Origin of the sequence: Mycobacterium sp. Aquia_213, assembly GCF_026625985.1 — a bacterium.
Taxonomy (GTDB): domain Bacteria; phylum Actinomycetota; class Actinomycetes; order Mycobacteriales; family Mycobacteriaceae; genus Mycobacterium.
In genome coordinates this window covers 4,710,685-4,730,252 of record NZ_CP113116.1, presented here as the reverse complement: position 1 = coordinate 4,730,252, position 19,568 = coordinate 4,710,685, and the positions used below count along the sequence as shown (strand labels likewise).

The 19,568-nt window shown below is 67.7% G+C and carries 16 protein-coding genes; 7 read left to right on the top strand and 9 right to left on the bottom strand.

Annotated elements, in window-relative coordinates; all coding sequences use genetic code 11:
* Positions 1-58: 58 nt before the first annotated feature.
* Genes LMQ14_RS21890 through LMQ14_RS21880 form a run of 3 tightly spaced genes read left to right on the top strand, consistent with a single transcriptional unit; the run spans position 59 to position 3,263 of the window.
* On the top strand, positions 59-1,243 hold the full coding sequence (locus LMQ14_RS21890; RefSeq protein WP_267731667.1) for a PP2C family protein-serine/threonine phosphatase: 1,185 nt from the start codon (positions 59-61) through the stop codon (positions 1,241-1,243).
* Positions 1,243-2,826 carry a sensor histidine kinase gene (locus LMQ14_RS21885; protein WP_420714707.1) on the top strand — a complete coding sequence of 528 codons (1,584 nt, stop codon included), beginning with the start codon at positions 1,243-1,245 and terminating at the stop codon, positions 2,824-2,826. Before LMQ14_RS21890 ends, LMQ14_RS21885 begins: the two co-directional genes overlap by 1 nt.
* Positions 2,823-3,263: a response regulator gene (locus tag LMQ14_RS21880; protein WP_267731666.1), complete on the top strand. Its 441-nt coding sequence runs from the start codon at positions 2,823-2,825 to the stop codon at positions 3,261-3,263. The genes LMQ14_RS21885 and LMQ14_RS21880 overlap by 4 nt, the downstream gene beginning before the upstream one ends.
* Positions 3,264-3,276: 13 nt before the next feature.
* On the opposite strand, the gene LMQ14_RS21875 is transcribed toward LMQ14_RS21880, so the two are convergent.
* The 3 genes from LMQ14_RS21875 to LMQ14_RS21865 all read right to left on the bottom strand — a co-directional run bounded on the left by LMQ14_RS21875 (position 3,277) and on the right by LMQ14_RS21865 (position 7,958).
* Positions 3,277-5,526 (bottom strand): SulP family inorganic anion transporter, encoded by a 2,250-nt coding sequence (locus tag LMQ14_RS21875; RefSeq protein ID WP_267731665.1) that lies wholly within the window; start codon positions 5,524-5,526, stop codon positions 3,277-3,279.
* Between the two features lie 314 nt (positions 5,527-5,840).
* Positions 5,841-7,028: a CoA transferase gene (locus LMQ14_RS21870; protein ID WP_267731664.1), complete on the bottom strand. Its 1,188-nt coding sequence runs from the start codon at positions 7,026-7,028 to the stop codon at positions 5,841-5,843.
* Positions 7,029-7,043: 15 nt separating this feature from the next.
* Positions 7,044-7,958, bottom strand: a complete 915-nt coding sequence (locus LMQ14_RS21865) for a class I SAM-dependent methyltransferase (RefSeq protein WP_267731663.1) — start codon at positions 7,956-7,958, stop codon at positions 7,044-7,046.
* A gap of 151 nt (positions 7,959-8,109) precedes the next feature.
* Here LMQ14_RS21865 and LMQ14_RS21860 point away from each other — a divergent pair, with 151 nt between their 5' ends.
* Positions 8,110-9,657 carry a PPE family protein gene (locus LMQ14_RS21860; RefSeq protein ID WP_420714554.1) on the top strand — a complete coding sequence of 516 codons (1,548 nt, stop codon included), beginning with the start codon at positions 8,110-8,112 and terminating at the stop codon, positions 9,655-9,657.
* 10 nt (positions 9,658-9,667) lie between these two features.
* Here LMQ14_RS21860 and ctpC read toward each other — a convergent pair whose 3' ends face one another.
* The 4 genes from ctpC to LMQ14_RS21840 all read right to left on the bottom strand — a co-directional run bounded on the left by ctpC (position 9,668) and on the right by LMQ14_RS21840 (position 14,475).
* Positions 9,668-11,863, bottom strand: a complete 2,196-nt coding sequence (gene ctpC / locus LMQ14_RS21855) for a manganese-exporting P-type ATPase CtpC (protein ID WP_267731661.1) — start codon at positions 11,861-11,863, stop codon at positions 9,668-9,670.
* A 9-nt stretch (positions 11,864-11,872) separates the two neighbouring features.
* On the bottom strand, positions 11,873-12,154 hold the full coding sequence (locus tag LMQ14_RS21850) for a DUF1490 family protein (protein ID WP_267731660.1): 282 nt from the start codon (positions 12,152-12,154) through the stop codon (positions 11,873-11,875).
* A gap of 150 nt (positions 12,155-12,304) precedes the next feature.
* Entirely contained in the window at positions 12,305-13,021 is a 717-nt protein-coding gene (locus tag LMQ14_RS21845) for a TIGR03089 family protein (RefSeq protein WP_267731659.1), read from the bottom strand.
* Positions 13,009-14,475 carry an LCP family protein gene (locus LMQ14_RS21840; RefSeq protein ID WP_420714553.1) on the bottom strand — a complete coding sequence of 489 codons (1,467 nt, stop codon included), beginning with the start codon at positions 14,473-14,475 and terminating at the stop codon, positions 13,009-13,011. The genes LMQ14_RS21845 and LMQ14_RS21840 overlap by 13 nt, the downstream gene beginning before the upstream one ends.
* 74 nt (positions 14,476-14,549) lie before the next feature.
* Between LMQ14_RS21840 and rfbD the strand changes: the two genes are divergently transcribed.
* Genes rfbD through LMQ14_RS21825 form a run of 3 tightly spaced genes read left to right on the top strand, consistent with a single transcriptional unit; the run spans position 14,550 to position 17,437 of the window.
* A complete protein-coding gene (gene rfbD / locus LMQ14_RS21835; protein ID WP_267731657.1) occupies positions 14,550-15,467 on the top strand; it encodes a dTDP-4-dehydrorhamnose reductase in 918 nt (305 codons plus the stop codon).
* Complete coding sequence (locus LMQ14_RS21830; RefSeq protein WP_267731656.1) at positions 15,460-16,356, top strand: glycosyltransferase family 2 protein; 897 nt, start codon at positions 15,460-15,462, stop codon at positions 16,354-16,356. Before rfbD ends, LMQ14_RS21830 begins: the two co-directional genes overlap by 8 nt.
* Before the next feature lies 1 nt (position 16,357).
* On the top strand, positions 16,358-17,437 hold the full coding sequence (locus LMQ14_RS21825) for an NDP-sugar synthase (protein WP_267731655.1): 1,080 nt from the start codon (positions 16,358-16,360) through the stop codon (positions 17,435-17,437).
* Here LMQ14_RS21825 and LMQ14_RS21820 read toward each other — a convergent pair.
* Both LMQ14_RS21820 and LMQ14_RS21815 read right to left on the bottom strand, forming a co-directional pair.
* Positions 17,419-17,973, bottom strand: coding sequence for an NUDIX hydrolase (locus LMQ14_RS21820; RefSeq protein ID WP_267731654.1), 555 nt, complete (start codon positions 17,971-17,973; stop codon positions 17,419-17,421). The genes LMQ14_RS21825 and LMQ14_RS21820 overlap by 19 nt on opposite strands.
* Positions 17,970-19,559 carry a class I SAM-dependent methyltransferase gene (locus tag LMQ14_RS21815; protein ID WP_267731653.1) on the bottom strand — a complete coding sequence of 530 codons (1,590 nt, stop codon included), beginning with the start codon at positions 19,557-19,559 and terminating at the stop codon, positions 17,970-17,972. Before LMQ14_RS21815 ends, LMQ14_RS21820 begins: the two co-directional genes overlap by 4 nt.
* Positions 19,560-19,568: the final 9 nt, after the last annotated feature.

Sequence of the window (19,568 nt, the reverse complement as noted above, 5' to 3'; positions counted from 1 at the left end):
GGTAGCGGCCACGCGTAGCGCCAAATGAGCATGCGACGACTGCGGCAAGGGGGGCGAAATGCTTAGCCCAGTCACCCCGGCCGCGAACTGGCAGACCTTGTCGTTGCTCTTGGTCGAAGACGACCGGGCCGACGCGGTGCTCGTCGAAGACCTGATCACCGGCGCGGTCGACGACATCAAGGTGACGTGGGCACAGTCGATGGCCCACGCCGAGCGCGAGCTGGCCGCAGCCCGGCCCGACTGTGTGCTGCTGGACCTGCACCTGCCCGACGCCAGCGGCATCGAGGCGCTGAACCGCATCGCCGCGCGCGACGCGACGGTGCCGATCGTGGTGCTGACCGGGCTGAATGACGAGTACTTCGGCGCCTCCGCCGTCGCGGCCGGGGCGCAGGACTATCTGGTCAAGGGCCGGGTCGAACCCGACATGCTGCGCCGCGCGCTGCTGTACGCGATCGAGCGCAAGCGGGTCGAGCTCATCGCCGCGGATCTGCAGGCCAGTCAGCTTCGGGCCCGGGAGAACGCCCTGCTGGAACGCGGCCTGCTGCCGTCCCCGTTACTGCTGGACAATCCGGGTGTCCAGATCGTGGCCCGGTACCGGCCGAGCCGCGCGGACGCGTTGCTGTGCGGTGACTTCTATGACGTCGTGCAGACGGCGGACCGGGTGGTGCACGTCCTGATCGGCGACGTCGCCGGGCACGGGCCCCACGAGGCGGCGCTGGGCGCGGCGCTGCGCATCGCGTGGCGCGCGCTCACGTTCGCCGGCGTGCGCGCCGCCGAACTGATGCGCCAGCTCGAGCGGATTCTGCACGCCGAACGAACCGGCAGTGGGATCTTCGCGACGGTCTTGTCCCTCGAGATCGCACCCGACACCCCGCTCATCACCTCGATCCGGGCCGGCCATCCGGGCATGTTGCGCCAAGGCGCCGGAAGGGTGGAATGGGTGGAGCCGCCGGGCGGCCCGGCGCTGGGCCTCAGCGGCGACGACTGGCCGCAGCATGAGCTGGAATTGCCGGTGGGGCAGGGGCTGCTGCTGCTCACCGATGGGCTTTTCGAGGGATACTGCGGGACCGGCAACGAGCGACTGGGGGAGGACGGCTTGCTTGCACTGGCGCGTACCCACGGCGGTCTGCCGGGTCCGGCGTTCGTCGACGCGTTGATCGACGGTGCCGAGCAACTCGCTCAGCCGCGCGGCGGGCTCACCGATGACATCGCCGTCGTTCGCGTAGAGCGGACGGCGACGTGATCACCGAGCCGCACCCGCGAGCTCAGCTCACCGTCCGCGGGTGGCTGTTCCTCATCTTGCTCAGCATGGGCGTGCTGGTGCTCGCCGGTGCGATAGCGGGTGCGGCGCTGCTGAACCGCACCGACGAACTCTCGCGCAGCCTGAGCGAACAGATTGCCCCGGCCCGGGTGGCCTCCTACCAGCTGCAGGCGGCATTGCGCGACCAGGAAACCGGCGTGCGCGGCTACGCGATCTCTGCCGATCGGCAGTTCCTCACGCCTTACTACGACGGCCAGCACGCCGAACACGCAGCGGCCGAGGAGATCCGGCGGTTACTCGGCGGACGGGTGGACCTGATCAACGACCTGGATGCGATCGAGAGGGCCGCGGCCAACTGGCGGGCCAGCTCCGCGGAGCCGCTGATCGCGACCGTGAAGCCCAATGTCCCGGACGTGGTGAACAGTAGGGTCGCCGACCGCGGTAAAGCCGAATTCGACCATCTGCGTGAGCTTTTCGATATTCAAAATGTGGATTTCGCCGCGGCGTCCGCGCATGCCACTGACGAATTTAAAGACATGACTGCCTGGCGAAACTGGGTGCTTTTCGCGGTAGTCCTGGTGTTCTTCGGTCTGGCCATCACGCTGGGTCTGGTGACCCGGGCCGCGATCACCCTTCCGCTCGCGGCGCTGGCCGCGTCGTGCCGGCGGATCACCGAGGGCACCTTCACCGAAACCATCACGCCCCCAAGGCGGCCCAGGGACCTCCGGGACATGGCCATCGACGTCGAGAACATGCGGCAGCGCGTCGTCTCGGCACTCGACATCTCGCGGGCGGCCGAGGCGCGATTGGACGAGCAGGCAATCGAATTGAAGCGTTCCAACGCCGAACTCGAGCAGTTCGCCTACGTCGCTTCGCACGATCTGCAGGAACCGCTGCGCAAGGTCGCCTCGTTCTGTCAGTTACTCGAGAAACGCTACGGCGACCAGCTCGACGAACGCGGTGCCGAATACATCAACTACGCGGTCGACGGTGCCAAACGCATGCAGGTGCTGATCAACGACCTGCTGAGCTTCTCCAGGGTCGGCCGGGTGCGCGTCAAGCAGACCGCGGTCGAGCTGGACGCGACGCTGGATGCGGCCGTGGCCAACCTTGCCACCGCGATCGAGGAATCCCACACCGAGATCGTGCGTCCACGTCAGCCGTTGCCTCAGGTTGTCGGGGACCCGACACTGTTGACGATGTTGTGGCAGAACCTGATTGGCAACGCGATCAAGTTCCGCCACGTTGACCGGCCGCCCCGGATCGTCATCGACTGCGAACTGCGCACCGATACGCGCCAGTGGCTGCTGACCCTGTCGGACAACGGTATCGGCATTGCCGAGGAGTTCACCGAGAAGGTCTTCGTCATCTTCCAGCGGCTGCACGGCCGCGACGTGTACCCCGGAACGGGTGTCGGCCTGGCGCTGGTGAAAAAGATCGTCGAATATCACGACGGCGCCATTCGGATCGACACGACCTACACCGACGGAACCCGATTCGAATTCACGCTCCCCGCACCGGTGGACGCGGAACGCCCAACCGCCCTGGAAGGAGCCCACCAATGACGCCAGCCGGCAGAGCAGTCGAGATTCTGCTCATCGAAGACGACCCTGGAGACGAACTCATTACCCGGGAAGCGTTGGAGCACAACAAGTTTCAGAATCGACTACATGTCGCGCACGACGGCGAAGAGGGGCTGGACTTCCTCTATAAGCGCGGTCAGTTCGAGGGCGCGCCGCGACCGGATCTCATCCTGCTGGATCTGAACCTGCCGAAGTATGACGGGCGGCAGTTGCTGGAAAAGGTGAAGTCCGACGCGGATCTCGCGCGCATCCCGGTCGTCGTGCTCACCACTTCCTCGGCGGAGGAGGACATCCTGCGCAGCTACAAGCTGCACGCCAACGCCTATGTCGCCAAGCCGGTCGACCTCGACCAATTCATCAGCGCGGTGCGGCAGATCGACGAGTTCTTCCTTCAGGTGGTGCGCCTGCCGCGCGCGTAGCCCGCAATGACCGTCACGCTTGTGGCCTGACCGGTTCTTCGGGGCACACGATGCCGCGCGGTGTCACTTCGTACACGCGAGTGGTCGGGATGTCGAAGAAGATGGCGACCACCTGTATATCGCCGGACGCGACCGCGGATGCCAAGATCGGGTGCTGGATAAGTCTTTCCAGCTGAATCGCGACGTTCACGATGCTCAGCTGGTCGATCTCCGAGTACCCGATGGCTGCGGCGCTCGCGCGCGCCGGATGGTGATTCCGGTACGCGTCCAGACTCTCGCCCGCGTATCTCAGCCACGCGCCCATCGCTGTCGCGGGTTGGTCGGTGTTCTCGAGGAGCACCTTCATCGCGGCGCATGACGAATGACCGCAGATCACAACCGAACTCACGCCGAGTTGGTTGACCGCGAATTCGAGCGCGGCGTCTACCGAGCGGTCGTCCGCCTCGGTCGGCACCAGGTTGCCGAAGTTGCGGACGGTGTACAGGTCCCCGGGGCCGCTGGCGGTGATGACGTTCGGCAGGATCCGTGAGTCGGCACAGGTGAGGAACAGCGCGTACGGGTCCTGTGCGCCGCCGAGCCCGGCGATGTGCTGGTGCAACACGGCGGAACCATTGCGGTGGTATTCGTCGACGCGATCGAGAATGGTGGCGTCGCCGTTGTTTTCGTGATTGGCGCGAGGCGACCGCCACGGCACCAGCCCGATCGGATCCCGCGCGAAGTGACGCCTCGGTGGACTCGCGTGCGCGTCGCGCAGCCTCCCGGGCGACGTCTCGACGATGACCACCACTCCGCCCCGCTCTTCGTGGGAGCGCTGCCAATCGGAAATGGCCTCCGAGACCGAGTCGTCGATGTAGTCCGCGTTCAGGTTCAGCGTGACCTCGGACCCCTGCGGCACCGAGGCGAGCGCTTTGGTCAGCCGGGGCAGCAGCAAGAAGCTCAACGTGCCGTCGATATCGATCCGCCACTGCATGGACTGCTCGCCGCCGATCGGCCGCACCGCGACGGGCGCGCGCGTCACCCTGACCAGCAGGATGCCGACCGCGACGGCGAGCCCGATGACCACACCTTCCAGCAAGTTGAGGAAGACCACCGACACAATGGTGACGGCGTAGACCGCGAAATTGCCGGTCCGCCAAGCCAGTTTGACGTGAGCCAGCTTGATCAGCTGGGCACCGACCACGATCAGCAGCCCGGCCAGCGCCGCCTTGGGGATGAGCTCCACCAGGTCGGTGAACAGCGAGGCGAACAGCAGGATCCATACGCCGTGCAGCACCGCCGACAGTCGGGTGCGGGCGCCCGCGGCCACGTTGGCCGAACTGCGCACGATCACACCGGTGATCGGCAGGCCGCCCAGCAATCCGGATACCACGTTCGCGCTGCCCTGCCCGATGATTTCCTTGTCGAAGTTCGTGCGCGGGCCGTTGTGCATCTTGTCGATGCCGACCGCGCACAACAGCGATTCGACGCTGGCGATCAGGGCGATCGTCAGGACACCGACGGCGATCTCGCCGGCCTCGTCGATCCACGGCTTGCCTTCCGGCGAGGCTCCCGAGATGGTGGGCAGGTTGATGGCGTCGAAGAAGTTGCCCGACAGGGAGATTCGATCGGCATCCAGGCCCGCCGCGATCGCGAGCGCGGTCGCCGCCACGATGGCCACCAACGGCGCGGGGATCATCCGTACCTTGGCGGGCAGTCGTGACCACAGCAACAAGATGGCGATGACCGTCCCACCGGTGATCACTTCGTCCAGCTCGTGATGCAGGATGCCGTTCGGCAGCGCGACCAGGTTCTGCCATGCCGAGCTGTGTGACGATCCGCCCATCAGGACGTGAACCTGCTGCAAAATGATCGTGATACCGATGCCGGCCAGCATCGCGTGCACCACCACCGGCGCAATCGCCAGCGCGGCGCGCGCCAGTCGGCTCAGGCCGAACCCGATCTGCAGCGCGCCCGCGCCGATGGTCATCAGGCACAACATCGGAAAGCCGACGTCGTCGATCAGCCCGGCGACCACCACCGTGAGACCCGCGGCCGGGCCACTGACCTGGACCGACGACCCGCCGAATGTGCCGGCGACGATGCCGCCCACCACCGCGGCGATCAAACCGGCGGCCAGTGGAGCCCCGGAGGCGATCGCGATGCCCAGCGAAAGCGGCAGCGCCACAAGGAAGACGACGAGCGATGCGGGAACGTCGTGGCGCAGATTCGTCAGAAGCGACTCGGATTTGGTCGCTTCCACAAGATTGCCTACAGGCGCATTCATAAGTCGACTCCTCCAGCGGTTAGGAAGTCGGCAAGCGGCGGTCCGCTACCACCGGGCTGACGACTTCTTTATGACCGGTAGAACGTCGTGTGTCAATCATGCGCCCACCTGCCCTGGTAACCAAGACAAGTCAGATAAGCGGACGGCAAGACATTGCGTCGCCTGCGGCTAGTTCGTGTGAGGAAGCTTTCCGCGACTGCTCGATTGCCGTGATAAACCCCTACGGATTCATCGACAACTCAAAGAAACCCAGGTGTCCGTCGTTTGACAACAAGTCGTTTCATGGGTGATTCAAAGAAAGTCGGTGCGAGAAATCAGGACTCGGCCAGAAACAGGTCGTTGTGCTGGCCCGCAGCCGGTGGGGGACCGGCGGCCGCCGCCTCGAAGCTGGAGTAGCGGGCCGGAGTGCGGATCACCGTGATTTCATCGTCACCACTGCCGACCGTCAGCGCGAGTTCGTTTTCGGCGAACAAGGGGGTGCCGACCACCTGCTTCCAGGTGTAGGCCAGGCAGGCCATCAAACCGCCTTCTTGCAGCAGCTCAACCCATTCGGCGGCGGTCTTGGCGGCCAGCGCCGACTCGAGTTCCTCGGTCAACTCGGAGTAATTCACGGCGCGCGAACGCTGGTCGATGAACCGTTCGTCGTCCCGGAGGTCGGGCCGGCCGATGATCTGGCACAGCTTCTCCCAGTGCTTGGGCACATACGCGCTGATCACCAGGTAGCCGTCGGCGGCCTTGAAGGCATCCGACGGCTGGGTTGCGAAACCAACGCCCTTGCGCTTCTTGGCAGTTGGCGCCGCATCCGGTTTCGGCTTGGGCGCCTCGCTGGGCTTGTTCAGGTGAATCGTCAGTTGGCTGGCCTGCAGCCCCACCGCGACGTCGTACATCGCGACCCGGACCACGTCTGCCACGCCGTGGCGCTCGCGATTCAGCAGCGCGGCCAGCACCGCCTGGGCGAGCACGTGGCCGCTGGCGGCGTCGACGAGCTGGAACGGAATGATCTGTGGTTTGCCGCTCGGCGTGGGCATTCCGGTGGTCATGCCCGACTCGGCGGCGACCATCAGGTCGACGCCCGGCCTACTGCCTTCCGGGCCGTTGCCGCCGTAGGCGGACAGGCGCGCGTAGATGAGCTTCGGGTTGCGGGACCGTAACTCGTTGGGGCCCAACCCCATCCGCTCCATCACTCCGGGGCGGAATCCCTCCAGTACGACGTCCGCGGTGTCAACCAGCCGCAGGATCTGCTGTTTGGCTACGTCGGTGGTCAGGTCCACCGCCACCGACTTCTTGCCCCGGTTGTGGGGCCAGAACAGCGTGGGCAGCGGTGGCCGACCGGGCAGCACCGCGACGATCTGGCGTGCCGCTTCGCCGTTGGGTGCTTCGACCTTGATGACCTCGGCACCGAGGTCTGCCATGATCTGCCCAGCCAGCGGCCCGGCGATGTTCTGCGTGAAATCGAGAACCCGGTATCCGTCAAGTGGCTTGGGCGGCTGGCTGTTTGGCATATTGAGGCCTTCCTCTTACCCTACCTGGTGTAAAACTGCGGTGCAGTAATAGTTCTTGGCGAACGGGGCGTCTTCGCCGCCGGGCTGCTGCGGTAATCCGTTGTCGGCCAACAACTGATTCAGCGGCGTGCTGACGGGCTGCCAGCCGCGGTCCCGCAGATACGTGGCCGCATCGTTGCGGTCGCCGGGAAAGCCGAGATCGTCTAGTGCGACGTCGAGCCCGTTGTCCCGCCACCGCCGGCTGGCGCCGTCCAACGCATTCTGGTTGCAGCCGGTGTTGATGAAGATTTCGGCCACCAGCCGGCTGCCGTCGGCGGACAGCGCGGTGATGTTGTCCAGCAAGCGATCCTGCGCGTCGGGCGGCAGGAAGCCGAGTAGGCCCTCGGCGGCCCACGCGGCGGGCTGGCCGGTATCGAACCCGGCCTGCTTCAGCGCCGACGGCCAATCGTGGCGCAGGTCGATCGCGACGCCCCGGATCTCGGCGGTGGGCTTGGCGCCGAGCGCCTCGATTGTCGTCGTTTTGAACTCGATGACTTCTGGCTGGTCGATCTCGAACACCGTCGTTCCCGGAGCCCAGGCCAGTCGGTATCCGCGCGCGTCCAGGCCGGAGGCCAGGATGACGACCTGGCGGACGCCCGCGGCCGCCGCGTCGGCGAAGAACGCATCGATGTAGCGGGTGCGCGCGGCCAGCAGGTCGGTCATGCGCTGCATGCCCCACGCCGCACCGGGCTCGTCGACGTCGGCGGCGTCGATCTCGGCGTTGGCCCACCGGGTGAAGAAGTCGACGCCCACCGCGCGCACCAGCGGCTCGGCGAACGGGTCGTCGATCAGTGCGTCCTTGGTGGCTCGGGCCCGTCCCGCGGCCACCATGGTTGCGGTGGCTCCCACGCTGGTCGCCAGGTCCCAGGTGTCGTTGTCGCTGCGCGCCACGGATGCGTCCCTTCATTGCGAGCTGGTTAGCCGGATTAACGATACGGTCTTGCCTTCGTTCGGCTTCCCGGCCCCTATGAGTTGATAATGAAAATCATTTGCATTAAGTTAGCTGAGGTCAGCGACCTTCCAGCCCAAGGGGTATCGACAAATGACCTGGTGGATGGCCTCACCGCCGGAGGTGCACTCGGCCCTGCTGAGCAGCGGTCCGGGACCCGGGCCGTTGCTCGCGGCCGCGGCGGCATGGAATTCGCTGAGTGCCGAATATGCTTCGGCGGCACAAGAACTCAGCGCTGTGTTGGCGTCGACCCGGGCCGGGGCATGGCAGGGACCCAGCGCCGAGTCGTATGTGGCCGCGCACGCGCCGTATCTGGCCTGGTTGACGAAGGCGAGCGCGGACAGCGCGGCGGCCGCGGCTCAACATGAGACGGCGGCCGCGGCCTACACCGCCGCGCTCGCGGCGATGCCGACCGTGGGCGAACTGGCCACCAACCACGTCGTACACGCAGGCCTGGTGGCGACGAATTTCTTTGGTGTCAATACGATTCCGATCACGGTCAACGAGGCCGACTATGCGCGAATGTGGGTCCAGGCCGCCGCCACGATGACGGGCTATGAAGCGGTCTCCAGCGCCGCGGTGGCGGCGACGCCGCCGGCCGACCCGGCGCGGCAGATCCTGAGATCCGACGCGGCCCAGGACGACGGCGGTGACGACGACGAGTTTCCCGATCCGACGGTCGACAACCCGTTCAACCAGTTTCTGGCCCAGATTCTGCGGTGGTTCGGGATCGATTGGAATCCCGCGCAGGGCACGGTCAATGGCATGCCGTATGACTCCTATACGAACCCGGGCCAGCTGATCTTCTGGGTGGTTCGTGCGCTGGAGCTTCTTGAGGATTTCGAGCAGTTCGGTCAGTACCTGCAGACCAATCCGGCGTTGGCCTTTCAGTACATCGCGTTCCTCGAGTCGGTGGACTGGCCGACCCACATCGCCGAGATCGCGAGTTGGCTCTCGAGTACCCCACAGCTGCTGCTGGTTCCGATCATCGCGGCGGTTGCCCCGCTCGGGGCCGTCGGCGGCCTCGCGGGGCTGGCCGGGTTGGCCGCGTTGCCGCACCCCGTGGTCGCGCCGGCGCTACCACCGGCTCCGGCCGCTCCCGGCATCGTGCCGGCGCTCGGCCACGCCCCGATCGCCGCGCCCGCCCCGGCCCCCGCGTCGGCACCGGCTCCCGCGCCCGCTGCCACGGCGACCGCGGTGCCCACGGCCACGGCACCCGCGCCGCCGGCTGCGGGCGGGCCCGGATTTGTGCCCCCTTACGTCATCGCTCCTCCCGGGATCGGGTCGCGTTCGGCAATGAGCACCAGCGCCAGCGCGGGCGCGAAAAAGAAAGCACCAGAACCGGATAGCGCCGCGGCGGCGGCAGCTGCGAGCGCGGGGGAGGCCGCGCGGCGTCGGCGGCGCCAGCGGGTGCGTCAGCGCGACTACGGTGACGAGTACATGGATATGAACGTCGACGTCGAGCCGGACTGGGGAGGGTCGGCGGCGGCCTCGGATTCGGGCGCGGGCAGTCTGGGGTTCGCCGGCACGGCACGCAGGGAGGCCGCCGCCGCCGGCGTGACCGCACTGGCCGGTGACGAATTCGGTGGCGGCCCAACGATTCCGATGCTGCCGGGCACCTGGGACCCGGATCGCGAATGATGGGACGCTATTAATCGAGGCGGTAGCGGATCAGCCGGGAACTGTTGGCCACCACCGCAACCGACGACGCGTTGTGCAGAATCGCGGCGAGCACGGGGGATAGCGCGCCGCCCGCGCCGATGATCAGTCCGACTGCGTTGACGGCGATCGACATGCCGTAGTTCTCCCGGATCACGTCGACCGCCCGGGCGCCCAGGTCGCGGACGTCGAGCAGGCGATGCAGGTCGTCGTTGGCCAGCGCCACGTCGGCGGTTTCGACGGCGACGTCGGTTCCGGCCAGCCCCATCGCAATTCCGATGTCGGCGGCCGCCAGCGCCGGGGCGTCGTTGATGCCGTCGCCGACCATGCCCACGATGTAGCCCTCGCCCTGCAGCTCGCGCACCACCTCGAGCTTGTCCTCCGGCATGACCTCCGCGCGCCACTCGTCGATGCCCAGCTCGTCGGCGACGACCGCGGCGATGTCCGGGTGATCGCCGGTGAGCATGACGATGCGGCGAATCCCATTGGCGCGCAACTTCGTCAGCACCTCTGCGGCCTCGGGCCGGACTTCGTCACGCAGGCTGATCAGGCCGACCAGCTTGCCGTCCACCGCCAGCAGCAGCGGGGTCTCGGCCTCGCGCCGCAGCTTGTCGACCCACTCCTTGGCCTTCTTCGACACCCTGACTTTTTCGGCCTGCAGCAGCGACGGGCTACCCAGCAGCAGGGTGCGGCCGTCGGCCCAGGTCCGCATGCCCAGGCCGACCAGCACCTCGCACTCCTCGTGCGGCGGGATGCTGATGTGGCGTTCCTCGGTCGAGCGGATCACTGCCTCGGCCAGCGGGTGGCGGGAGTGGATCTCCGAGCTGGCCGCATACGCCAGCACCTGCTCGGGTTGCCAATCCTTATGCATTGCAACGATATTGGTGACTACCGGGCGACCGACGGTCAGCGTGCCGGTCTTGTCGAACACGATCGCGTCGACCCGGCCCGCCTGCTCGAGGTGGGATCCACCCTTGATCAGGATGCCGCGGCGCGCGCCGTTGCCGATCGCCGCGCTGATCGCGGTCGGGGTGGCCAGACCCACCGCGCAGGGGCAGGCGATCAACAGCATGGTCATCGCTCGCCGGACGTCTCCGGTGACCGCCAGCGTGATCGCCGACACGATGAACGAGGTGGGAACGAAACGGCGAGAGAAGTTTTCGCCGACCGTCTGGATCGGCGCCCGGTCGTGCTGCGCCTCCTCGACGCGGGTGATGATGCGCCCGATCGTGGTTTGGTTGCCGACGGCTTGGGCGCGCACCACGACGCGTCCGCGCACCACGACCGAGCCGGCGTGCACATGTGTTCCGACGCCGACGCTCACCGGCAGGTTTTCCCCGGTGATCGCGGATTGGTTCACGACGGCCTCGCCGTCGACCACGTCGCCGTCCACCGGGATCGCGACGTGGTCGTGCACCACCACCTCGTCGCCGATCTCCACGCTGTCGATCGGCACCTGTATCTCGGTCCAGGGGCCAGGGGTCCCAGAAGGCGCCGCGAGCCGGATCCACGCCGTGTCCTGGCTGCCGCGCAGCAGCTCCGAAATGGCGCGCCTGGTCCGCCGCAGCGTCAGGTCTTGCAGGTACTCACCGATATTGAGCAGCCAGAGCACGGTCAGCGCGACCACGTTCTCACGCAGGATCAGGCTCGCCACGGTCGCGGCCGACACCAGGGCGTCGGTACCGGCCTTGCCGGACCGCAGCGAACGTAGCGCGCCGCGCAGGAACGGGTAGCCGGTGAAGATCGTGACGCCGGTGGCGACCACCCGGCCGCTCGGGCCGAGCAGCGGTGGCCGGGCAAACACGTAGCGGCGCACCCCGAGCAGGCTCAGGGCGAGACCGCCGATGACCATGCGCAGTACATCGGAGTTGCGGATCTCCGAAGAATGGGGCGCGCGCGCCGGAATCAGTTCGGCGGCAACGTGTTCGGCACCGCTGATCACCGCCAGTATCTCGGCGCGATCGCAGCGGCGCGGCGAATACCAGACCACGACCGATCCGGTGCGCGGGTAGGCGTGCACGGCGCGCACGCCGGTCCGCTTGGCGACGGCCTCTTCGACCGCGACGGCCCGCCGGGTGCTGGCGCGCACCCACGGAACCGAAACCCGCATGCGGCCGGCCGCATCCGAAAGCACTTCTAGGGCAGGGTCTTCGGCGGTTGCGATGTCTTCAACGATCGCGAGGCTCATGGCGAGCGATCAGTGGTCGTGATCGTGGGTGTCGCCCAGCGACGGGGTGGGCGCCTCCTCGCCGATGCGCTCGCGGGCTTCGGCCATCACGTCGGCGAGCTTCAGCCGCGCCGACTCCGCGGCAGTTTCGGCTTTGCGGGTGCCGCGTAATCCGAGCTCCGCGCCTTTGACGGCAGTCTCATGCAGGGGTGCCTTGGCCGCGGCTTTGCGCACGACCTCATAGGCCGTCACACCGACGAGACCGGTGAATACCGTTCCCGCTGCCTTTGCCAGTAACCCGAATACCGCCATCGCCCTGATCCCTTCTCCACCGCCCTGTTGTTAATGACAACCATTATCAGATAGTTGCCCCGGGAGCGACGGAAACAGCCAAGTTGTCGCGCCGTCCACCTCATGCTTGCACGAAATTAACATTGATATATTGCGATATCAATATGCGTTTTAGAGGACGCGGGTGACTTTCTCGGTGTCGGCTCGGCGCTGCAGCACCGCCGGATCGGGGTTCGCCACCTGCACCAGCGATGCACCGGCGGCCATGATCGCCAGCAGGCCGTCGACCAGCTCGGCGGGGCCGGGCCACGAGGCGGTGGAAAGTACTCGATCTTTGGCTGTCAAACCCCGTGCGGCCGCGGAGTTTTCACAGTCGGCCAGGATTTCTTCGACGGAGCGGCCGGCCAGCGCGGCACCGGGATGGCGTTCGGCGACGATCTGGTCGCCATGCACCCGCACCGCGGTGGCGTAGTCGGTGACGCCGATCGGCAGGTCCGGCACCGGACGGCCGAACGGATCCAGCGACAACACCGCGACCTCCCCGCCCGCGACGGCCGAGTCGGCCTCGTCCAGCCGTTCGGCGGTGCACAGGGCGAGGTCGGCCGGTCCGTCGAGTACGGCCTCAGCGCCGATCCACCACAACCCGAACAAGACCGCCGCGGTCTGCCAGTGCGCCGGCAGCAAGATCGCCACCCGGCTGGCCGGGCCCGCGCCCAGCTCGTCGCGTAACAGGTTGGCGGTCTTGGCGGCCCAGTTCGCCAGGGTCACCGCGGACAACTCGATGCGCTCGCCGGTGGCGTCGTCGTAGTAGGTGATGCGCGGACCGACCGGGTCGGCCCGCAGCATCGGATCGAGGATCGCCCCGGACAGCGTGGTCAGTTGATGCACTCCGGCTTGTCGCTACCGGCGGTCAGGATCGGCGAGGGTGCCGGAACATTCGGGTCGGTGGCCGACTGGTTCGTGACCCGCGCCGGTGCCGTCGTGCTGCCGGACAGACCGGAGCCCGGTCCGGTGTAGTCGTTGGCCAGCACCACCCGGACCGATCCCGGCGCCAACGACGCATCTGGCACGACGGGCAGTCCGCCCAGCTCCTTAGAGACTTCCTGCGCTCCGAGGTCGTCGGGCTTGTTGGCGCGCACCTGGCTGGATTTGACGTGAGTGCCGTCGTTGTTGCCGGCCGAGCCGGTGGTGAATCCCTTGGAGCTCAACACGTCTGACACCGCGGCCGCCAGCCCGTTGATGTCGGTGTCGTTGACCACCGTGGCGGTCGTCTTGGCGGGTGTGTAGGCAATTTCCTCGGTCTTGCCCTGATCCTGCTCGTGCAACAGGCTCGCGACCCAGTCCTGAACCTGGTGCGCGTCCACCCGGACGACGCTCTGCATGCCGTCGTCGCTCCACCCGGCTCCGTCGAGCACCGGGATGGTGGCAAAGGCGACGTTGCCGCCGGCCAGCTTCTGCAGCTGCTGCACGAAATCCATGACATCCCAACCCTGGGAGATCACCACCGAGCGCTGCACGGCCGCCTCCAGGCGCTTGAGCGTGGTGGGGCTGGACAGCGTCTTGCCGGAGATCACCCGGTGGGCCAGCGAGGCCATCACCACCTGCTGGCGCACCACCCGGTCGAGGTCGCCGCGCGGCAGGTCGTGGCGTTGGCGCACGAAGCTGAGCGCTTCCGCACCGTCGAGCTTTTGCGGGCCGGCCGGGAAGTCGGCGCCCGAAAGTGGTTCGTAGACGGCCTCTTTGAGGCACACGTCGACACCGCCGAGCGCATCGGCGATCAACGCGAAGCCGAGCAGCCCGATCTCGGCGTAGTGGTCGACGGTGACCCCGGTGAGGTCGGCGACGGTCTTGATCAAGGCTTCGCGCCCGGCCTCGGTGCCTTGCGTGGCGGCATCCTCGGCCGAATCGCCGGCTTTGACCAGGTTGGTCCGCTTGGCTTCCCGCGTCTGGCCGTAGACGCCGTTGATCTTCGTCTTGCCCAGGCCGGGTGCGGTGACATAGGAGTCGCGCGGAATCGAGATCGCGGTGGCCGACTTCCCGCTGTTCGGTATCCGGACCAGGATGATGGTGTCGGTGTTGGTGGCTTCCTCGTCACCGGCCTTCAGCGTCGCCAGCTCGTCCGGCGTCAACGCGTTGCCGTGGGCGTCGGTGCGGCTGTCCAGGCCGACCAGCAGGATGTCGATCGCGCCGTCGTCGCCGCCCTTACCGAGCGACGGGGCGGACATGTGGAAGATGCCGTCTTCGAACGCTCGGACGTTGTTCCAGGCCACGCCGGTGCCAAAAACGACGGCGACGGCTAGCACAGTGGCAACAACACGAACCACACGCTGCACAGGCATCACCCTAGGTTACTTGCGACACACTCGCTTCTCGGGTAGCCAGCGGCGGCGCGCCCGGGACATGCCAGACTCGAACCATGTCGGGCAGGATCGTCGTCACCGGAGCCGGTGGGCAGCTGGGCGGTTGTTTGGCCGCACACTGCGCTGACCAGGGCCGTAACGTCCTTGCGCTGACGTCCGCACAGTGGGACATCACCGACCCGGCCGCGGCCGAGGCGATCGTGACAAGCGGTGATGTCGTCATCAATTGCGCCGCCTACACCGATGTCGACGGCGCCGAGAGCGACGAAGCGCGGGCGTACGCGGTCAATGAGGCCGCGCCGGCACACATCGCGCGGGCCTGCGCGCGGGCCGGCGCCCGGCTGATTCACGTTTCGACCGACTTCGTGTTCGCCGGTGATTACGCCGATCCCCGCCCGTTCGAACCCAGCGACGCGACCTCGCCGCGTGGCGTTTACGCGTGCAGCAAGCGCGCCGGTGAGGTGGCCGCGCTGGCGGCCCTGCCGGAGGCCTCCCAGTGCGTCGTGGTCCGGTCCGCCTGGGTCTACACCGGCGGCACCGGCAACGACTTCGTCGCGATCATGCGCAAGCTCGCGGCCGGCGGTGATGTCAAAGGCCCGATCAGGGTCGTCGACGACCAGGTCGGCTCGCCGACCTACGTCGCCGACTTGGCCGCCGCACTGCTCCAGGTGGCCGACGACGGCGTCCGCGGGCCGATCCTGCACGCCGCCAACGAAGGCGTCGTCTCGCGATTCGGCCTGGCCCGCGCGGTGTTCGAGGAGTGTGGCGCCGACCCCGAGCGGGTGAACCCGGTGAGCACCGCGGAATTCCCCCGTCCCGCACCGCGGCCGACCTACTCCGCGCTGTCGGGCCGGCAGTCGGAGGCGGCGGGCATGGCGCCGCTACGGCCCTGGCGGCCGGCACTTGTCGCGGCGCTGGCCGCGTCGCAGGGGCCAGTCCCGGCCGAACGACCGATAATCTCGACGCGTGACTGACGTCCTGCCGGTCGTGACGGTGACCTACTCGCCGGGCCACCACCTCGAACGTTTTCTGGCTTCGCTGTCGCTGGCCACCGATCGCCCGGTCAGCGTCCTGATGGCCGACAACGGTTCCACCGACGGCACCCCGCAGGCGGCGGTCCAGCGCTACCCGAACGTGCGGTTCTTCAGCACCGGAGGCAATCTCGGGTACGGAACCGCGGTCAATCGCGCGATCGAACATCTCGGTGAGCGCGGGGAGATCGACGACTGGGTGCTGGTGGCCAATCCGGACGTGCAATGGGGCCCGAACAGCATCGACGCGCTGCTGGAGGCGACCACCCGCTGGCCCCAGGCCGGTGCGCTGGGCCCACTGATCCACGACCCCGACGGCTCGGTGTATCCGTCGGCACGCCATCTGCCCAGCCTGATCCGCGGCGGCATGCACGCGGTGCTCGGCCCGTTCTGGAAGAACAATCCCTGGACGGCGGCGTACCGCCAGGAGCGGCTCGAGCCCACCGAACGGCCGGTGGGCTGGCTCTCGGGATCATGTCTGCTGCTGCGTCGTTCGGCCTTCGGTCAGATCGGCGGGTTCGACGAGCGCTACTTCATGTATATGGAGGACGTCGACCTCGGCGATCGGCTCGGCAAGGCCGGCTGGCTCAACGTCTATGTTCCGTCGGCCGAAGTGCTGCACCACAAGGGCCACTCCACCGGCGACGATCCGGCCAGCCACCTCGCGGCGCACCATCGGAGTACCTATATTTTTCTGGCCGACCGGCATACCGGTTGGTGGCTGGCCCCGCTGCGCTGGACGTTGCGGGCCTCGTTGGCGCTGCGTTCGGCTCTGATGGTGCGCAGCTCGCGCCGGCAACGTTCGCGGAAGCCGGCAGAAGGGCGGCACTGAGTTGGCGATTCACCCGGTGGATGCTGTGATTCTGGTCGGCGGCAAGGGCACTCGGTTGCGGCCGCTGACGCTGTCGGCGCCCAAGCCGATGCTGCCGACGGCCGGGGTGCCGTTTCTCACCCACATGTTGTCGCGCATCGCCGCGGCGGGCGTCGAGCACGTCATCCTGAGCACCTCCTACAAGGCCGGGGTGTTCGAGGCGGAGTTCGGTGACGGGTCTGGGCTCGGTCTGGAGATCGACTACGTCACCGAAGAGGATCCGCTGGGGACCGGCGGCGGCATCGCCAACATCGCCGACAAGCTGCGCCATGACACCGTGCTGGTGTTCAACGGCGACGTGCTCTCCGGCGCCGACCTCGGCCAGCTGGTGGAGTCGCACCGGGCCAACGAAGCCGACGTGACGCTGCACCTGGTTCGCGTGGGCGATCCGCGGGCCTTCGGCTGCGTGCCCACCGACGAGAACGATCGCGTGCTGGCTTTTCTGGAGAAGACCGAGGATCCGCCGACCGATCAGATCAATGCCGGCACCTATGTGTTCGAGCGCAAGATCATCGACCGGATTCCGCGCGGCCGGCCGGTATCGGTCGAGCGCGAGGTTTTCCCGTCGCTGCTGTCGGACCCCGACGTCAAGTTCTGCGGCTACGTCGATGCCACCTATTGGCGAGACATGGGCACCCCGGACGACTTCGTCCGCGGATCGTCGGACCTGGTGCGCGGCATCGTCACGTCGCCAGCGCTGCAGGGGCATCGGGGCGAGAAGCTGGTGCACGAGGGTGCGGCGGTGGCGCCCGGCGCGGTGCTGATCGGCGGCACGGTCATCGGGCGCGGCGCCGAGATCGGTCCCGGCGTGCGGCTGGACGGCGCGGTGATTTTCGACGGCGTCAAGATCGAGGCCGGCAGCGTGGTCGAGCGCTCGATCGTCGGATTCGGCGCTCGCATCGGTCCGCGGGCGCTGATCCGCGACGGGGTGATCGGCGACGGCGCCGATATCGGTGCGCGCTGCGAGCTGTTGCGCGGCGCCCGGGTGTGGCCCGGTGTCTCCATTCCCGACGGCGGGATCCGCTACTCCAGCGACGTCTGACGGTGATCGCGAGCCCGCGAAACCAGGTGCGCGAGTGCGTGATCGGCACCGGGCGGCAATGCGTCGGCCGGCCACCACCGCAGGTCCTCGGATTCCTCGCTGATCGCGATCTGCGCACCCGCGGGCGCGTGTGCGACGAATTGCAGGTCCAGGTGCCGGGTCGGGACGCCCAGCGAGCAGGTGACCGGGTGGACGTGAATCGCGGCCAGGTCCGGCGCGATTCGCAGATCGGGCACGCCGGACTCCTCGACGGCTTCGCGCAGCGCCGCGGTCACGATGTCGGGATCGTCGTCGTCGCAGTGACCACCGAGCTGCACCCAGCGGCGAAACCGGCGATGCAGGGTCAGCAGCACCTGGGTGCCGGTGGCGTCGAGCACGATCGCCGACGCCGTCACGTGGCCGGCTTCGCACTCGCGGCGGCAGGCGTCCGGGCGGCCGTGCACGAAGGCCAGCACGGCGTGCCGCAACGACTCCTGCCCGGGGTCGGGCGCCTGCCAGTCGGTGAGGATCGAGATGGCCGAATCGCGGATGCTCATCGGGCGCCGCGCCTGGTCCGGCGATCGCGCAGGGTGTGCCAGGCCGCTCGGCACTCTGCGACGACATCGGGTGACCAGCCGAGCCCGTCGATCAGGACATGACGGTCGACGGTGTCGAGTGCCTTCTCGACTTCGTTGGCCTTCAGCAGCAGATCGACATCCCCGGCGAGTTCGGCGCCGGCCAGCGCCGGTGCGGGAACGGGTAGCTGCTCGGCTTCGCGCGGCTCCAATTCCAAGATGCCTCCACCATAACTACGGCCCATGATCTCGGCGAAGGCGAACGTCGCGCTGTTGTGGAACACCGCCGCGAATGCCGTCGGGTCGGCCCGGCTCTCGGGCGGACCCAGCAGCCGCACCCGATGCACGGTGTCGGTGCTCGTTGCCGCGGCGGCGTTGACGGTCAGCCGCGGCGCCAGGTGAATCTGGCGCAGCAAGAACAGGTCGGGCACCCACAGCGACGGGGTCCGCCACCAGGGCGTCCGGATCGAGCACTTATAGCCGAGGTGGACACCGGCGGCCTCACCGGCGTCGATGTGAGCGGCCAGGGCGGGATCGGCCGGCTCGTCCGGGGCGTCGAGTAACCAGGTCCGGTGGCCGGCCGCGACATCGCTCGCCCGGCAATCGGTGTCGTACACCAGGCCGCACAGCTGGCTGCTGCGCGAGACGAGGGGGACGCAGTGCGGCCGCAGGCCCTGCTCATCGACTTGGGCATCGGTGAAGGTGAAGAAGCTGTTGCGGCCCGTCACGATGCCGACGTCGACGTCGGCGATGGCCCCGACCCGCGTCATCGTGTCGGATCCCTTGAGCGTGCGCAGCAGCCCGATCGCGGCGGGATCCAAGAAGTACTTGGTCCACTTCTCCTCTTCGTGCAACAGCGCGGGCGCCGATTCGACGTCGAGGTCGGCGCAATCCAAAGCGGCGGCATCGACGAGCTCGAGCGTGCGAATCCGCGCGGGACCCGGACCAGCCACGCCGCAGAACAACACGACTTCCTGCAGGATGCCGTCGAACACCAGGCGTGCAAATGTGACCAGAGTGATTTCGCGGTAGCGAGTGAGCAGAAATTCGCGCAATTGTGCGGCATAACCGACTTGCAGCAATTCGGCGGGCAATACCAAACCCACCCGTCCGCCGTCGCGCACCATTAGCGTGCTCGCGACGACGAATGGGACCCAGGCATTGGTCAGCCGGCTGGGGCGTAGCCCCGCGCGCCGCATCAGCTCCAGCGCCGGCTCCCGTTGCTCCGGCGCCCAGTTGCCGAAGCGGATGTAGGGCGGGTTGCCCGCGACCCCGTCCCAACCGGTGGCCTTGTTTTCGGCCAGCCAGGTGAACAGATTCGCGGCGTCTACGGGAGCGAACGCTCGCGACTTCGCGGCCTCGGCGGCGACGAGTTCCACACCCCGCGCCTGGGTACTGAGCGCGGCGAGCTCGCGCAGGATTCGGCCGTCGCCGCACGAGGGTTCGACGATCCGGGGACCGGCCTCGTGGACCCAGCGGGCCAGAAATCGCGCCACCGAAATCGGCGTGTAGTAGCCGCCGCGAACCTTGTCGGCCGAAGCGGCCGCCTTGCCCGCGAACGTCTTCACCGGGTCAGT

Bases quoted from the DNA above. Each gene is read 5' to 3' on its own strand.
- ctpC (WP_267731661.1), bottom strand. From the start codon at position 11,863: ATGAGCCTCGCGATCGTTGAAGACATCGCAACCGCCGAAGACCCTGCC.
- LMQ14_RS21890 (WP_267731667.1), top strand. From the start codon at position 59: ATGCTTAGCCCAGTCACCCCGGCCGCGAACTGGCAGACCTTGTCGTTG.
- rfbD (WP_267731657.1), top strand. From the start codon at position 14,550: ATGTCGGGCAGGATCGTCGTCACCGGAGCCGGTGGGCAGCTGGGCGGT.
- LMQ14_RS21880 (WP_267731666.1), top strand. From the start codon at position 2,823: ATGACGCCAGCCGGCAGAGCAGTCGAGATTCTGCTCATCGAAGACGAC.
- LMQ14_RS21850 (WP_267731660.1), bottom strand. From the start codon at position 12,154: ATGGCGGTATTCGGGTTACTGGCAAAGGCAGCGGGAACGGTATTCACC.
- LMQ14_RS21870 (WP_267731664.1), bottom strand. From the start codon at position 7,028: ATGCCAAACAGCCAGCCGCCCAAGCCACTTGACGGATACCGGGTTCTC.
- LMQ14_RS21860 (WP_420714554.1), top strand. From the start codon at position 8,110: ATGACCTGGTGGATGGCCTCACCGCCGGAGGTGCACTCGGCCCTGCTG.
- LMQ14_RS21875 (WP_267731665.1), bottom strand. From the start codon at position 5,526: ATGAATGCGCCTGTAGGCAATCTTGTGGAAGCGACCAAATCCGAGTCG.
- LMQ14_RS21820 (WP_267731654.1), bottom strand. From the start codon at position 17,973: ATGAGCATCCGCGATTCGGCCATCTCGATCCTCACCGACTGGCAGGCG.